Annotated in this window: 12 protein-coding genes; 8 read left to right on the forward strand and 4 right to left on the reverse strand. The window is 62.9% G+C overall.

The features are described from left to right. Window positions 1-181: 181 nt before the first annotated feature. Genes P3T25_RS28390 through P3T25_RS28400 form a run of 3 tightly spaced genes read right to left on the reverse strand, consistent with a single transcriptional unit; the run spans window position 182 to window position 5752 of the window. Complete coding sequence (locus P3T25_RS28390; protein WP_266240352.1) at window positions 182-3232, reverse strand: efflux RND transporter permease subunit; 3051 nt, start codon at window positions 3230-3232, stop codon at window positions 182-184. Beyond that, window positions 3229-4356: an efflux RND transporter periplasmic adaptor subunit gene (locus P3T25_RS28395; protein WP_171929121.1), complete on the reverse strand. Its 1128-nt coding sequence runs from the start codon at window positions 4354-4356 to the stop codon at window positions 3229-3231. The genes P3T25_RS28390 and P3T25_RS28395 overlap by 4 nt, the downstream gene beginning before the upstream one ends. After that, on the reverse strand, window positions 4346-5752 hold the full coding sequence (locus P3T25_RS28400; RefSeq protein WP_429360105.1) for a TolC family protein: 1407 nt from the start codon (window positions 5750-5752) through the stop codon (window positions 4346-4348). The genes P3T25_RS28395 and P3T25_RS28400 overlap by 11 nt, the downstream gene beginning before the upstream one ends. 214 nt (window positions 5753-5966) lie before the next feature. Between P3T25_RS28400 and P3T25_RS28405 the strand changes: the two genes are divergently transcribed. The 3 genes from P3T25_RS28405 (at window position 5967) to P3T25_RS28415 (ending at window position 8812) form a co-directional block, all read left to right on the forward strand. After that, a complete protein-coding gene (locus P3T25_RS28405; RefSeq protein WP_154565648.1) occupies window positions 5967-6626 on the forward strand; it encodes a response regulator in 660 nt (219 codons plus the stop codon). Continuing rightward, complete coding sequence (locus tag P3T25_RS28410; protein ID WP_266240350.1) at window positions 6626-7990, forward strand: sensor histidine kinase; 1365 nt, start codon at window positions 6626-6628, stop codon at window positions 7988-7990. Before P3T25_RS28405 ends, P3T25_RS28410 begins: the two co-directional genes overlap by 1 nt. Window positions 7991-8086: 96 nt before the next feature. Continuing rightward, window positions 8087-8812, forward strand: a complete 726-nt coding sequence (locus P3T25_RS28415) for a ProQ/FinO family protein (RefSeq protein ID WP_408518491.1) — start codon at window positions 8087-8089, stop codon at window positions 8810-8812. Window positions 8813-8830: 18 nt separating this feature from the next. Here the strand turns inward: P3T25_RS28415 and P3T25_RS28420 are convergent, their stop codons facing one another. Further along, entirely contained in the window at window positions 8831-10174 is a 1344-nt protein-coding gene (locus P3T25_RS28420; protein WP_154565645.1) for a TAXI family TRAP transporter solute-binding subunit, read from the reverse strand. Window positions 10175-10381: 207 nt separating this feature from the next. On the opposite strand from P3T25_RS28420, the gene P3T25_RS28425 reads away from it, so the two are divergent. The 5 genes from P3T25_RS28425 (at window position 10382) to P3T25_RS28445 (ending at window position 14823) form a co-directional block, all read left to right on the forward strand. Continuing rightward, complete coding sequence (locus tag P3T25_RS28425; protein WP_429360109.1) at window positions 10382-10762, forward strand: DUF2946 domain-containing protein; 381 nt, start codon at window positions 10382-10384, stop codon at window positions 10760-10762. Between the two features lie 105 nt (window positions 10763-10867). Beyond that, entirely contained in the window at window positions 10868-11764 is an 897-nt protein-coding gene (locus P3T25_RS28430; protein ID WP_266240348.1) for a hypothetical protein, read from the forward strand. Between the two features lie 30 nt (window positions 11765-11794). Then, window positions 11795-12175 carry a copper resistance CopC family protein gene (locus P3T25_RS28435; protein ID WP_154565642.1) on the forward strand — a complete coding sequence of 127 codons (381 nt, stop codon included), beginning with the start codon at window positions 11795-11797 and terminating at the stop codon, window positions 12173-12175. Between the two features lie 159 nt (window positions 12176-12334). Then, complete coding sequence (locus P3T25_RS28440; protein WP_266240346.1) at window positions 12335-13390, forward strand: HoxN/HupN/NixA family nickel/cobalt transporter; 1056 nt, start codon at window positions 12335-12337, stop codon at window positions 13388-13390. Window positions 13391-13764: 374 nt separating this feature from the next. Continuing rightward, window positions 13765-14823 carry a hydrogenase expression protein HypE gene (locus tag P3T25_RS28445; RefSeq protein ID WP_171929114.1) on the forward strand — a complete coding sequence of 353 codons (1059 nt, stop codon included), beginning with the start codon at window positions 13765-13767 and terminating at the stop codon, window positions 14821-14823. Window positions 14824-14840: the final 17 nt, after the last annotated feature.

Genomic DNA, 14840 nt, shown 5'->3' on the forward strand with positions numbered 1-14840 from the left:
TAAAGTGTCAATGATGTCCCCGCACGTCTGTCAACCATGTCCCCGGTCTATACACAGCCGGCAAAGAGAAGTAGGTGCCGCCCCGCACAGGGGCACCGCTAAAAGACCACTAACAAATCAAGGAAAGGCCAACACCCCAGGAACACGGACAACAAGCGCCGCGAAGGCAAAAACCCGCCCATTAAATGGGCCCCTTCCTCATCAACAACTTCAACAAAACAGGCAACAACAACAACACCAACGGCAACTGCACAATCAACCCAGAAATAATAGCAACCGCCAAAGGCTGCTGCATAGCAGCCCCCTGCCCGAGGGCAAAAGCAAGCGGCAACAGCGCCAAAATAGCCGCAATAGTGGTCATGGCAATCGGCCGCAACCGATTCCGCCCAGCCGCGATCAGCGCCTCCTCAAACCCAATACCTTCATCCCGTATCAACCCCTGCAACTCCGATACATAAAAGATCGCCACCTCAGTCACGATACCGATAATCATCGTCATCCCCATCATTGCGGAGATGTTCAACTCGATACCGGTCATCCACAGCCCAATAAACACCGCACCGGCAGCCAGCAAAGGCATCGCCATCACCGCCAACGCAACCCGGAAGCGTTCGTACAGAAACAGCAGCAACCCAAACACCAACGCAATCGCAGCACCAAACACGGTCAACAAACCCTTGAAAGCAATCTGCTGCTGCTGGTACAAACCGCCCAGTTCGTAATACACACCGGTCGGCAACAAGCTCTTGTCGCTCAGCGTCTTCTGTACGTCAGCGATCGTCGAGCCCAGATCGCGGCCATCGATACGCGCCGTCACCGCCACCATCCGCTTGAGGTTGTCGCGGCTGATCTCCGGCTGGCCAGTCACCGTCACCTGATCGGCAACACGGTTCAGCGCGAACAGATGGCCGTCCGGTGCGCGAATCTGCAACAGCCCCAGTTGCGTATCGGTTAGCTTCAGTGCGCCCGCCACGCGCACCCGCACGCCCACCGTCTTCGGTCCGGTCTGGAATTGCGTCGCAACGTTGCCTTCCACCATGTCGGACACGGCCTGTGCAATCGACTGCGGGTCCATGCCCTCGGCCGCCGCGGCCTCCGGCCGGATGTGCAATTCGAGCGCGTCGCCCGCCGGATTGATGCCGTCGTTCACGTCCACCACGCCTTGAATCTTGCCGATCTGCGCGGCTACCTTGCGTGCGGTGGTGTCGAGCGTGTTCTGATCGTCGGAATAGATTTTTATCTGCACCGGCTGGGGCACCGCGGTCAGGTCGCCGATCAGGTCCTCCATCAGTTGCGCGAGCTCGATATTCACGCCGGGCACCTGCGTTTCGACCTTCGAGCGGATTTCTTCCATCACCGTTTCGATCGGCTCGCGGCCAGTCGATTTCAAGCGCACGAAGAAGTCGCCCTTGTTGGGCTCGTTCAGGTCGCCGCCGAGACCGGCGCCGGTGCGGCGAGAGTAAGTTGCAACGTTCGGATTCGCGCGGATGATGCCCTCGATCTGCTTCATCAAGCGGTCGGTTTCCGTGACGGACGTGCCCGGCTCGGTGTGATAGTCGAGCACGAAACCGCCTTCGTCCATGCTCGGCATGAAGCCGCTGCCTACTCGCGTGAAAGCGAACGCGGCCACCACGATCAGCGGCAGCAGGCCGAGCAGCACGAGAATCGGACGTGCCGTGACGTGCTCAATCAGATAGCCGTAGCGCCGGTTCATCCATGAAGCGAAGCGGGTTTCCTTGTGTTCCTCGGCGTCCTTCGGCTTCAGCCAGTGGTCGCACAGAATCGGCACCGCGAGCCATGTGACGAGAAACGAAATGAACAGGGCGCTTGCCATCGTCACCGAAAGCGCCTTGAAGAACGCGCCCGTCACGCCCGACAGAAACGCGAGCGGCACGAAAATGATCAGCGTCGCCGCCGACGACCCGGCAAGCGGCCGCGTGAATTCGAGCGCCGCCGCCATCACGCGGCCATGGAACTTGTGCGCGCCGCCTTCGCGCATGCGTCGCACGATGTGCTCGATCATCACGATGGCGTCGTCGATCACGAGGCCGACCGCGGCCGCCATCCCGCCAAGCGTCATGATGTTGAAGCCCATGCCGAACACGTCGAGCAGCAGAATCGTCGCGGCCATCACGACCGGCACCAGCGCGACCGCAATCGCGGTGATCTTCCAGTTGCGCAGGAAGGCAAACAGCGTGAACGCGGCCAGCACCACGCCGATCATGATCGCGTCGCGCACGCTGGTCGCCGAGGCGATCACCAGTTCGCTCTGGTCGTACCAGTTCGAGAGATGCACGCCCGCCGGCATCTGATGCTGGAAGTCAGCGAGCCTCGCACGGATCGCCTTGGCCATCGCCACGCTGTTCGCGCCTGGCTGCTGGAAGACGTTGAGCAACACGGCGTCGTGGCCATCGGCCGTGACGCGCATCCATTGCGGCACGACACCCTGACGGACTGTCGCGATGTCGCCGAGGCGGATTTGCGTTGCACCGTTGGTCGACACCACCACGTTGCGCAGTTCTTCGAGTTGCGTGATCGTGGTGTTGGCAATCACGAGGTACAACTTGTAGTGATCCTCGATGCGGCCGGTGGCCATCAGCACGTTGCTCGCGCCGATCGCTTTCGACACGTCCGAGAGCGAGACCTTGTAGGCGGCGAGGCGCGCCGGATCGATCGCGACTTCGAATTCGTCCTGCGCGCCACCGGTCACTTCGACGCGAGCAACGCCTTCCACGGACGACAGCAACGGCCGCATCTGGAACTGCGCAAGATCGTGCAGCGCCGACAATGACTGCTGGTCCGACGTCAGGCTATACGCGAGCACTGGGAACACGGTCGGGTCCATGCGCCGCACCTGCATCGAGGTACCTTGCGGCAGCGTCGCGAGGATCTCGCTGATCGCCGACTGCGCCTGCAACGTGGCTTGCGCCATGTCGGTGCCCCAGTCGAAATTGATCGAGATTTCGGCCGAGCCGCGGCTTGTGGTCGATTCGACGTCGCGGACGTTCGGCACGCGCCGCAGCGCCTCTTCGACTGGCATCGTGACAAGCGTGGCCATCTGTTCGGCGGGGCGGTCGCCCGCGTCGAGCGCGACGACGGCGCGTGGAAACGCGACGTTCGGGAACAGCGAGATCGGCAGACGAAACGCGGTCAGCGCGCCTGCGATCGCCAGCAGCGCGATCACGAACAGCAGGGAACGCCGGTGCTTCTGCATCCATTGACCGAAATTCATCGCGGCGCGCCTCCAGCAGCCCGCACCGCCATGCCGTCCTTCAACTCATAGTTGCCGCTGACGACGAGGCCTTCTGCGCCGTCGATCGGGCCGTCCACGCCGTAGCGGTCGCCGTTCTCGACCTGCGTGACCACGGCCACGCGGCGCGCCTTGTTTTGCGGCGTGATCTGGAAGACGTACGCGCCTTTGTCGTCTTTCAGCACGGCGGCACGCGGCACCACCCAATGCGTGCCGCTGCGGGTCGCGATGTCGGCGCTGACACGCGTGCCCGGAATGAATGCGCTCTGTCCGAGCGGAACGTTCGCACCGACGTTAACGAGCTGGCTTTGCTGATCGACCGACGCCCCGACCAGCACCACGTGGCCGTCTGCCGCGGTCTTCGCGAGCGTGGTGGACAGGCCGTGCAACGTGACCGTGTCGCCGGCATGGATAGCAGGGATGTCCGAAGGTTCGACGCCGAGCATGACGTTCGCGCGCGCATCCTTGCCGTTACCGCCGGCCAGTTGCAGGATCGCGGCGCCGGGCTGCACCTGATCGCCCTGTGCCGCCGATACCTGCAAAACCACGCCATCGATCGGCGCCGCGATGATCTTGTTGCCGCCCGCGACACCGGTCTGGTTTTGCGCCGCGAGCGCCTGCTGCGCGTCCTCGGCAGCCTTGCGGGCCGTGGCGAGTTGCGATTGCGTGGCGAGCCCTTTGTCGTACAGCGATTGCGTGCGCGCCAGTTCGCCTTGCGCCAGCGTTACCGCGCTTTTCGCCTGGGTGGCGGCGAGCACTGCGGCTGGATCGGCCTGCACGACGAAAAGCGGCGTGCCGCGCGTCACGCTCTGTCCGGCTTGCACGCGCATTTGCGCGATACGCGCGACGTACGGCAGATTAACCGTGGTCAGGTTCGACGCGGACGCCGCGACGATGCCATACGCGCGGACCGGTTGCGCGATGACGGCGCGCTGCACCCGCACGGTTTGCACAGATACGACGGATTGGTCGGCCGCATCGTCGCCGGCGGACGCACTGGCCGCACCGGCCGCATGCGCGCCGATGCTCATCAGTGCAGCGCAGGCGAGAGAAGTCGCATAAGTGGCAATGCGCGGTCGCCGCGCCGCAAGTGGACTATTTCGCATGAGTGTCGGTGAAGGTCTGAGCGGAGGAAAAGGCGTCGGGGATCGCGCTGCCCAGCAATGCCTGCAAGCCGACGCGTTGTTCGGCGAGCGATTCGCGCAGCGTGGCGACGTCGACACGTTTGGTGAGCGCGGCGCTTTCTGCATCGGTGTAGGCACCGAGCACGAGTTCGTGCTGCGCGTAGGCCGTGGCTGCATGCTGCGCGGCAAGGTCGACATCGGGCAGCGCGGCCTCGGTCTGCTGCAACTGTCGTGTGAGAATCACGCCGTCCGCGCGCAGATGGGCCACATCGGCATAAGCCTGGTTCAGGCGCGATTGATATTCGTCGCGCAGGCGCTGACGCGTCGCTTTCTCGATCGCGACGTTGCCTTGATTGCGGTTGAAGATCGGCAAACTCAGATTGATCTGGAAGCCGCTGGTGTAGATGTTCGAGGTGTCTCGCGCCCGCACGAAACCCACGGAAAGACTCGGAAACTGGCTGAGAATCGCCGCACGGTATTTCTGCTCCTGCGCTTCGTAGCCCGCCTGCAGCGCAATCAGATCCGGACGGCGCTGTGCGAGTTTGGCGAGCGCCGCGTCGAGCGTCGCATCGGGCAATTCGGTCGCGTCTTCGTTGCCGGTGAGCTGCAACTGCACCTCCGGCGAGAGGCCGAGCAGCGCGTTCAGATCGTGATGCGTCTGTTCCGCGGCGCGTTCGGCGTCCGTGTATTGCTTGCGTGCGTCGCTGTAGGCGGTGAGCGCCGCGGTCAGCGTGTCGTCGGTCAGATTGCCGTCGCGGCGCGCTTCGGCCATGCGTTCGTAGCGCGTGCGCGCGAGGTCGCGCTGCTGTTGCAGCAGCGGCAGCGTGTCCTGCTGGAAGCGCGTCTTGATGAACAACTGCCGCGCCTGGGCGACGATCTGCCATTCCTGCCACAGCAGGCCGAGATCGGTTTTGGCGACCGTCGCGTCGGCGGATTGCTTGTTGGCGCTGCGCAGTACGATCGCCATCACGTCGATGCTCAGGCCGTAATTGAACGCGCGTGTCGCGCCGGCTGCGCCCGGATAATCGCTCGATACGCTCAGTTGCGGGTCGGGCAACAGTCCGGCTGAATAGGCCTGCGCCCGGGCGATGCCGAGATCGTCGCGTGCCAGCTTCAGGTCGGGATTGTTCGCCACTGCAAGCATCGCGACTTCGTCGATGTCGAGCCCGTCGGACGGATCGAAGCGATGCGCCGCCAGTTCAGGCAGCGGCATGGTGGACGGATCGATCTGGATGCGCTCGAGCGAGCGGGCCGAGGTCGACGTATCCTGCGGTGCGAGTGGCTCGCGGTGATACCACGAGCACCCGCCGAGCAGCATCGCGCAGATCGGCACGAGCACGCGCAACCGTGCGGCTGCGGCGGCGTTGAAAACGGGCAAAATCCGGCTCCTGAACAATAGATGGGGCAGCCGCGAGCGGATGTCGCAGAACAGGTGCCGATTCTGCTGATATGGAGCTTAAGGAACGCTTAACGGACATTAAGCGTCCCCTAAGCCTCCCTTCAGCGTCACCTAAGCGTCCGATAAGGAGCGCATAAGGAAGCGTTAAGCTAACGGGCCGGACAATGCGGGCAAACTGGAGAGAGGAGAGGCCATGCGTCTGCTACTGGTCGAAGACGACGACATGATTGCGGAGACGGTGTTGGGCGCGATGCGCCGCTCGGGCTACGCGATCGACTGGGCCGAAGACGGCCGTGCGGCGGAGCTGTCGCTGGGCAACGGCGTGTACGACCTCGTGCTGCTCGATCTCGGCCTGCCGAAGAAGGACGGCATCGACGTGCTCAATACCTACCGCAAGAGCGGAGGCGCCGCGCCGGTGATCATCCTGACCGCACGCGACGCGGTCGACGAGCGGATTCGCGGCCTCGATGCGGGCGCCGACGATTATCTGATCAAACCATTCGACCTCGACGAACTGGCCGCGCGGGTGCGCGCGCTCTTGCGGCGGCGCACCGGGCAGAAGCAGCCCGTCTATGCGCACGGCGAGCTCACGCTCGATCCCGCGGCGCACGAAGTCACCAAAGGCGGCGAACTGCTGCCGCTCGTGCCGCGCGAGTTCGCCCTGCTGCAGGCGTTGATCGAAGAGCCCACGCGCGTGTTCACCAAGCCTGAGCTGGAAGAGAAGCTATACGGCTGGGGCGAGGAGGTGGGCAGCAACACCATCGAAGTGCATGTACACAGCTTGCGGCGCAAGATCGGCGCGGAGCAGGTCGTGACCGTGCGCGGCGTGGGCTACCGTCTGAAGAGGTGCTGATGACGTCGATTCGCCGCTGGCTGCTGGGCTGGCTGATTTTCGGGCTGGCCGCGGCCTCGGGCGTGGCCGGCTTCGGCATCTTTCACACCGCGCGCGAAGAAGCGGGCGAACTGTTCGACTACGAACTGCATACCGTGGCGCTGTCGTTGCCGTCGAATCTGGCCGGTGCGGGCGACGGCGAGCATAGCAATCCCGACCTGGGCGATCTGGCCGACGACCGGGTCGTGATCGAAATCTGGGACCGGTCCGGCAAGCTCATCTATCACTCGATGCAGGCGCCGGTGTTCTCGCGTTTGCCTGCGGGTTTCAGCACGGTCGAGCGCGGCGAGAGTCACTGGCGCGCGTTCGGGTTGGAACAGCGTGACCGTTATATCCAGGTTGCGCAACCGATCTCCGTGCGCGAGGACCTTGCGCTGACTCTGGCGCTGCATACGCTCTGGCCGCTCGGCCTGCTGGTGCCGGTGACGATCGTGCTGGTGCTGCTGGTGGTGGCAAGGGGGCTGGCGCCGATCGGCGGGCTGACGCGCGCGCTGACGACCCGTTCGCTCGATTCGCTGGAACCGTTGCATCTGGACGGCAGCGTGCCGGTCGAAATCAAGCCGCTGGTACAAGCGCTCAACGATCTGCTGCAACGTCTGAACGTTGCTTCGCAGGCGCAGCGCACGTTTATCGCCGATGCCGCGCATGAGTTGCGCTCGCCGCTTGCGGCGCTGAAGCTGCAATTGCAGGCGGCTTCCCGTGACGGCTCGCTAAAGGGCGAGGGGCAAACGCTGGAGCGCGTCGAGGGGCGGGTCAACCGGATCATTCACCTGGTGCAGCAATTGTTGACGTTGGCGCGTGAGGACGCGCATCCGGTGACGTCGATGGTGCCGGTGAGTTTGCGCCGGATCGGCGAGCAGGTCGTCGGCGATTTTTCGCTGCTCGCGGAGACGAAGGAGATCGATCTCGGGCTTGTGTGTGAAGACGCTCGAGCGAACTACGATGTCTATACGGCGCTGGCTGAGCCGCATGGGATGAGTGTTCTGTTGGGCAACCTGATCAACAATGCGATCCGGCATACGCCGCGGGGTGGGCGTGTCGACGTGATTCTGAAACGGTCGGGCGAGCGGGTGGGATTTGATGTCGTGGACAGCGGGTCCGGGATACCGGAGGCTGAGATCGAACGGGTTTTCGACCGGTTTTATCGAGGGCAAGAGGCGAAGGGCGAGGGCAGCGGACTTGGATTGGCGATTGTGGCGCGGATCGCCGCACGGCATCAACTGCGGCTTTCCCTGCGCAACAACACCGGCCGGCCCGGCTTGTGCGTGTCGGTTTTTGGCCTGACGGCGGTTGAGGTTGCGGCGCCTGTGGCGGTTAGAAGCTGACCGTTCGCCACGGCTGGCCCACGGCGCCGCGCGGCCTCTCACGAGCATGTTTCAACACGCTGCTACAATCTTGTCTTTCTCGATTGATTGTGCGCTATGGGTTTCGAACAACTCGCTGAATTGAAGAAGCAACTGGCTGCGGCACGCGCCGAAGCTGCGCCTGCGGCCAAGCCGGTCGCCAAGCCCGGTGCGAAGCCTGCGCGCAAGCCGTCGCCGCCGCGTCGTGCCGCGCCTGGTCACAAGCCAGCGACCGACGCCAAGCCGGCGGCTGACGCCAGGCCCGCGGCCGACGCGAAGCCGGTGGACCCGGTGGTGAAATCGATCGGGAGACTGCAAAAGCGCTTCCCGAATGTTTTCCCGAAGAATCCGGCGCCCAAGCTGCCGCTGAAGGTCGGCATCTTCGAGGATCTCGTGGTTCACGCGAAGGAGCTGTCGCTGAGCGAAGCCGAGTTGCGCGACGCGATCAAGACCTGGTGCCGTGGCAGCCGCTACTGGAAATGCCTGGTTGAAGGCGCCGCGCGCGTCGATCTGACGGGTGGCGAAGCAGGCAAGGTGACGGCCCAGGAAGCGGCCGGCGCGCAGCGTCTGCAGGCGCATCGTGCGGGTCGGGGCGCGGCGAAAGCTGCGGCTTCGTCGGCTGACGCGTCCGCCAATGCTTCTGCTGCATCGGTCGTTTCGGTCGTTTCGGTTGATGATGCGGCGCAAGCAGCGGCCACCCCGCAAGCCGAGGCGGAGAGCCAGCCGCAGGCTGCATCGCCGGACACCCCCGCCGCTGAATCGACAACGCCGCCGGCAGCACCGTCGGCCACTGCCGAAGCGTAAATAAGGCCGGCCGCCCCGTTAAGGGGCGCTGCCTTGTGCCGCCAGCCGGACCCGCACGAAGCCGACGTGCTCGCGCAGCACGTAGAACGCGTCGGCGTATGCCAACGGCATACGCAAGCGGTTAAGCGACACCTCGATTTGATCGAGCTCCGCGAAAAGCTGCTTGCGCTCCTCCTCGGTCGAGTCGGCGAGCGCGCCGCGCTCGATCGCAATCAGCGCACCGTAATAGCGATAGATGCGCGAGCGCACGCGCCAGCGGTACAGCGCCGGGATCAGCCGCATCGCCGGAAACAGCAGCACTGCCATCGGCAGCAGCAGAACGAGCGTGCGGTCGCCAATGCTCGCGAGCCAGAACGGCAGCGCGCGGTACAGAAAACTCTTGCCGGTCTTGTAGTAGCGCTGGGCGTCTTCGCTGATCTGATATTCATGGGCAACCGGGCTCGGGAACTCCCCCGCGTGCTGCAACAGCCCTGGCATGCCATGCACCTCCTGCGCGGCCTCGATCAATAAGTCGGAAATGGCCGGATGCAAATTGCTCCGGGCCACGAGTTCGGCCGTTGGACTGATCAGATGAATGGTGTCGGGCGGAATTCTGCGCTTGAGATCCAGCACGCCGGGCGGTAGGTCGAGCTCCTCGAGATAGGGAAAGAGGCGCGTATAGGCGGTGGCTTCGTCGAAATTCATCGCGGAGATGCCGGGCACTTTCAGGAGCCGCAGCATCAAGCCGCGCGTGGCCGAGTCGCCGTTCAGGATCGCCGCGTCAACATCGCCCGCCACGAGTTGCGTGGCGGCCTGCATGCCGTCGCTCGGCACCAGCACGGTGTCACCGCCCGGTCTGATGCCATTTGCTTCCAGCAGTTTGAGCGAGAGGAGGCGCGTGCCGCTGCCTTCGCGGCCGATTGCAATCCGTTTGCCTTCCAGTTCTGAAAGCTCGCTGATACCCGTGCCGCGATAGAACACCACCACCGGAATATAGAAAACGCTGCCGAGCGACATCAGCGATGACGTGTCGAGCCCGTCGGCCACGCCCCCTTGCACGAGCGCGAGATCGACATGCTGTTTCGGGTCGAGCAGACGATGCAGGTTCTGCACCGAGCCGTCGGATTCCAGCACCTTCAGCGTGATGCCGTTGCGGGCGAGGATCTTCTTGTACTGATCCGCGGTGACGAGGAACGAACTGTCGTGCGGGCCCGCGCTCATCGTGATGGTTTTCGGCGGCGCCGGATCGACCAGCCAGACGATCAGCGTGACCATCAGCACGAAAAGCGCTGCCACGATGACGTAAGGCAGGGTGTGATCGCGCCACTCCACATGCGAATGATCGCCGGGTAAGTGCGGGAGACGCGGGCGATGCGCTTTCATGGGCACTCCATGCCGATAGCCGGAATGAGGCATTGTCCACTGTCTGCAGCATATAGGCGAAATGTTCGGCATAACCGGCGCCTTGCCGGCCAGGACACGCGATAGGCCATGGCATAATCCACGACAGCTTCTAATCGTGTCGCCGGGCGCATCTTGAGTCGTTTCCATCGGAAGATCGGCAGTTGGCTGGGATTGTTTGCGATCCTGATGGCCACGCTCGCGCCAACGATCTCGCATTCGCTCGCCGCACGCAACGGCGGTGAAGCCGGAATGGAAGGCGAGCATTGCTCGATGCCTTCGATGGCTTCCATGCCGGGAATGGACGCCATGTCCTCGATGCCCTCCATGCAGGATCAGGCATCGGACGACCCCGGCAGCAAACACGCTCAACACGCTGCCATGTCCGACGGCGACGCCTGCGGCTATTGCAGTCTGCTCGCCCACATGCCGGCGGTGCCCAGTGTCGAGGCGCTGTTCTTTGTCACCGTCCGTGCTGTCCAGCACACCGTCGCGACCCGCTTCGAGCGGCTTCGCCGCGTCGAACCGCTCACCTTCGCGCAGCCTCGCGCTCCTCCGTTCCCATCCTGATTCGAGTCATACCGTTGCGATGCCATGACCGCATCGCGATGCCGCCGCACGTCCGTCTGTCGAGGCGTGTGCCGGCATTGTCACAACCTATGAACAGGATGAACCATGCAAACCCAGACAACGCGCAGCGCGATACCGCTGCGCGCGGCGTCGCTCGTTGCGGCTACCGCCGGCGTATTTCTCTTCGCTCCTTCACTCGCCAGTGCTCACGCGATTGCGGGTAATCGCATCTTTCCGGCGACGATGGCCGTCGACGATCCCGGTGTCGGCGACGAAGCCAACCTCGAATACGGCCACCAGCGCGTACCGGGCGACGCCGGCGATCAAAGCATCAATACCTTCGACTTCGAGTACGACAAGCTGATCACGCCGCGGCTGGCGGTGTCGGTAGACGGCACGTACGCGATGCAAAACAATCCAAAGGCGCGCGGTTTCGACAACTTCGGCGTCGGTTTGAAGTACCTGCTGTACGTCAACGATGAACACGAATTCATGACCTCGGTCGGTGTGAACGCCGAACTTGGCGGCACGGGAAGCCGCGCGATCGCGAGCAACTTTTCGACGATCTCGCCGACGATTTTCGCCGGCAAGGGTATGGGCGATCTTCCGGCATCGCTCGCTTATCTGCGGCCGATCGCGATCACGGGTGAAGCCGGCCCGGCACTGACCACCGGTGCGGGGCAGCCGAACGCGTTCAACTACGGCTTCACGGTGCAATACAGCCTGCCGTATCTGCAGCAGCACGTGCATGACATCGGCTTGCCGCAACCATTGGCGAACGTGATTCCGCTGGTGGAAATTCCGCTCTCGAGAAGCCAGGGCCAGACAACCGGCACGGTCAATCCGGGCTTCATCTGGATCAACCGTTATGGCCAGTTCGGCGTTGAAGCGCAAATCCCGATCAACCACGCAAGCGGCTCGCATGTGGGCATTCTGGTTCAGGCGCATATCTTCTTCGACGATGTCGCGCCGACCACGATCGGCAAACCTCTTTTCCAGTAACGCATCAACACCATAACGCAGGAGCACGCGATGAAAAACGATCGATATGACTGGCTGCGCGCCGCGGTGAAGGTGCCGTTGCTGATTGCCGGGTTCGCGTTCGCGAGCGCCGCTTTCGCCCATGTATTTCCGCAGAAGCAAGAGCCGGGCGCGGGCGCGACGGTGGCGTCGCCCGCTCAGGTGCGCGTGATATTCGACGGGCCGCTCGAGCCGTCATTCAGTTCGTTGACGGTGACCGACGCGAGCGGCAAGCAGGTCAACACGGAAAAATCCGCGGTCGACACGCATCAGGCGGCGGTGATGGCGGTGCCGCTGCCGCCGCTAGCGGCGGGCCACTACACAGTGCACTGGGTGGCGGTGGCCTCCGACGGGCATCGCACGCATGGCGACTATGCATTCAACGTGAAGTAGCGCTGAAACCGTGCCGCGCCGCGTCATCGCAAGAATGATGGCGCGGCGTGTCCAATCTCGCCGGGGATCGGATGCGCGGGAAAAGTACTATCATCGAATGCAGGCTTCAAGCGCCTGGCTGTGCAACGCAGCCGGCCCAGGCCTCCCGGGAGAGAACCCATGGCGGAGTTTGTTAAGGCGCTCCTCGGCGAGGAAAACGGCCATCAGCGCCGGCAGATCGGATGGCTCTACGCGTTACTACTTACTTTCAATATCGCGGCGTGGGTGGCGGCCTTTGTGGCGTTCCGCGGTTATCCGCTGCTGATGGGCTCCTGCCTGCTGGCTTACTCGTTTGGTCTGAGGCATGCGGTGGACGCGGATCATATCGCGGCCATCGACAACGTGACGCGCAAGCTGATGCAGTCCGGCCAGCGTCCGGTGACGGTCGGGCTGATGTTCTCGCTTGGACACGCCACCATTGTCGTTCTCGCGACCATCGGCATTGCGGCGACCGCCATGGCGTTGCAAAGCCGGATGAGTGGTTTCAAGGAAACCGGCGCCATGATCGGCACACTGGTGTCGACGTTCTTCCTGTTCGCCATCGCGCTTCTGAATCTGATCGTGCTGCGCTCGGTGCTGCGCGCTTTTCGGCGCGTCCGCCGAGGCGAGCCTTACGTCGATGAATATCTCGACATGCTGCTCGCCGATCGCGGCTTTCTCGCGCGTATTTTCCGGCCGTTGTTCCGCCTGATCAGCCAGAGCTGGCACATGTACCCACTCGGCTTTCTGTTCGGGCTGGGTTTCGATACCGCAACGGAAGTCGGGCTGCTCGGCATATCCGCCGCCGGCGCCGCGCAAGGCATGTCGATCTGGTCGATCCTGGTGTTTCCGGTGCTGTTCATGGCCGGCATGACGCTGATCGACACGACCGACAGCATCCTGATGCTGGGCGCCTATGGATGGGCCTTCGTGAAGCCGGTCCGCAAGCTCTACTACAACGTCACCATCACGACAATCTCGGTGCTCGTCGCGCTTCTTGTCGGCGGCATAGAGGGCCTCGGATTACTCGCGGACAGGCTGCATCTGAATGGCGGATTCTGGCAGGCGGTGGGCAGTCTGAATGAGAACTTCGGCATGATCGGCTACGCGATCATCGGCGTATTTCTGGCGAGCTGGTTATTGTCGGTCGCGGTTTACAAATGGATGCGATTCGAAGAACTCGAGATCCGCTCATGAGCGTTGCGGCATATCAACGATTGCGATTGATGGCGCTTACGCGGCAATGACCTGAACCCGTAAGGGCTATCGTCAGAGAATTTCAACAAGCGCGCCGCTCGAATCCTTATCGACCCAATACGCTGCGCGATGTTTAGTGAGTTAGTTACGGAAATTGGGTTATTTCGTATCGCTGAACTATACTCAAAAAAGTTTTTCGGGCTCATCACGGTGGGCACCTATCCCCAACAATACATGCAGCAAATCCGATCCTTTTAACCGCATCGGGCGGAACCGTTATCGATCGATTGCTGGACACGTGACTGCCGTGCGGCACTCGCCACGTATCTTTGCCTGACCTGAAAAGAACGTGGTTCGCAGTGGAGACACTCATCATGGCAGAAGCAGACAACGTCCCCTATGGGCGCAAGACTCAGCACGCGCCGGCTCTCAAGGAAGTGCACATCATCTGGATTACCGCCGGCCTCGGCTGCGACGGCGATTCGGTATCAATTACCGCGGCGACTCAGCCGAGCATCGAGGACGTGATTCTCGGTGCGATTCCCGGCCTACCGAAGGTGCATTTGCATAATCCCGTACTGGCGTATGAAAACGGCGACGAGTTTCTCAAGCCGTTTCACCAGGCCGCGCGTGGCGAGCTTGAGAACTTCGTGCTGGTAATGGAAGGGTCGATTCCAAACGAACGTATCAATCGCGAAGGATATTGGGCCGCATTGGGCACCGACCCCGATACGCAGGAACCGATCACGATTCCGCAATGGCTCGACCGGCTTGCGCCGCGCGCGCTGGCGGTGGTCGGCGCGGGCACCTGCGCGACCTACGGCGGCATTCACGCGATGGAAGGCAATCCGACCGGCTGCATGGGTCTCGCCGACTATCTGGGCTGGGACTGGAAATCGAAAGCGGGCCTGCCGATCGTCAACGTGCCGGGCTGTCCGGTGCAGCCGGACAACTTCATGGAGACGCTGCTCTACCTGCTCTATCAACTGGCGGGTCTCGCGCCGATGATTCCGCTCGACGAGGCACTGCGGCCGAAGTGGTTGTTTACGCGCACCGTTCACGACGGTTGCGATCGCGCGGGCTCCTACGAACAGGCGATCTTCGCCACCGAATACGGCAGCCCGAATTGCATCGTCAAGCTGGGCTGCTGGGGGCCGGTCGTGCAGTGCAACGTCCCCAAACGCGGCTGGATGGCCGGCATTGGCGGCTGTCCGAATGTGGGAGGCATCTGCATTGGTTGCACGATGCCAGGCTTTCCCGACAAGTTCATGCCGTTCATGGATGAGCCGCCGGGAGCGGTGCTGTCGTCGAATCTCATCAAGAGTTATGGGCCGCTGATTCGCAGTCTGCGCAAGCTGACCAACAACACGCTCAACGACGAGCCGAAATGGCGTCACAACGGTTCGAAACTCACTACCGGCTACCGTCGCTGATCTGGCGGCGTAGTTGG

The sequence above is a fragment of the Paraburkholderia sp. GAS32 genome (genome assembly GCF_050434225.1).
Taxonomy (GTDB): domain Bacteria; phylum Pseudomonadota; class Gammaproteobacteria; order Burkholderiales; family Burkholderiaceae; genus Paraburkholderia; species Paraburkholderia madseniana.

Coding starts and splice junctions, on each gene's coding strand:
- P3T25_RS28390 (WP_266240352.1), bottom strand. CDS start 3,232: ATGAATTTCGGTCAATGGATGCAGAAGCACCGGCGTTCCCTGCTGTTC.
- P3T25_RS28395 (WP_171929121.1), bottom strand. CDS start 4,356: ATGCGAAATAGTCCACTTGCGGCGCGGCGACCGCGCATTGCCACTTAT.
- P3T25_RS28405 (WP_154565648.1), top strand. CDS start 5,967: ATGCGTCTGCTACTGGTCGAAGACGACGACATGATTGCGGAGACGGTG.
- P3T25_RS28410 (WP_266240350.1), top strand. CDS start 6,626: ATGACGTCGATTCGCCGCTGGCTGCTGGGCTGGCTGATTTTCGGGCTG.
- P3T25_RS28415 (WP_408518491.1), top strand. CDS start 8,087: ATGGGTTTCGAACAACTCGCTGAATTGAAGAAGCAACTGGCTGCGGCA.
- P3T25_RS28420 (WP_154565645.1), bottom strand. CDS start 10,174: ATGAAAGCGCATCGCCCGCGTCTCCCGCACTTACCCGGCGATCATTCG.
- P3T25_RS28425 (WP_429360109.1), top strand. CDS start 10,382: ATGGCCACGCTCGCGCCAACGATCTCGCATTCGCTCGCCGCACGCAAC.
- P3T25_RS28430 (WP_266240348.1), top strand. CDS start 10,868: ATGCAAACCCAGACAACGCGCAGCGCGATACCGCTGCGCGCGGCGTCG.
- P3T25_RS28435 (WP_154565642.1), top strand. CDS start 11,795: ATGAAAAACGATCGATATGACTGGCTGCGCGCCGCGGTGAAGGTGCCG.
- P3T25_RS28440 (WP_266240346.1), top strand. CDS start 12,335: ATGGCGGAGTTTGTTAAGGCGCTCCTCGGCGAGGAAAACGGCCATCAG.
- P3T25_RS28445 (WP_171929114.1), top strand. CDS start 13,765: ATGGCAGAAGCAGACAACGTCCCCTATGGGCGCAAGACTCAGCACGCG.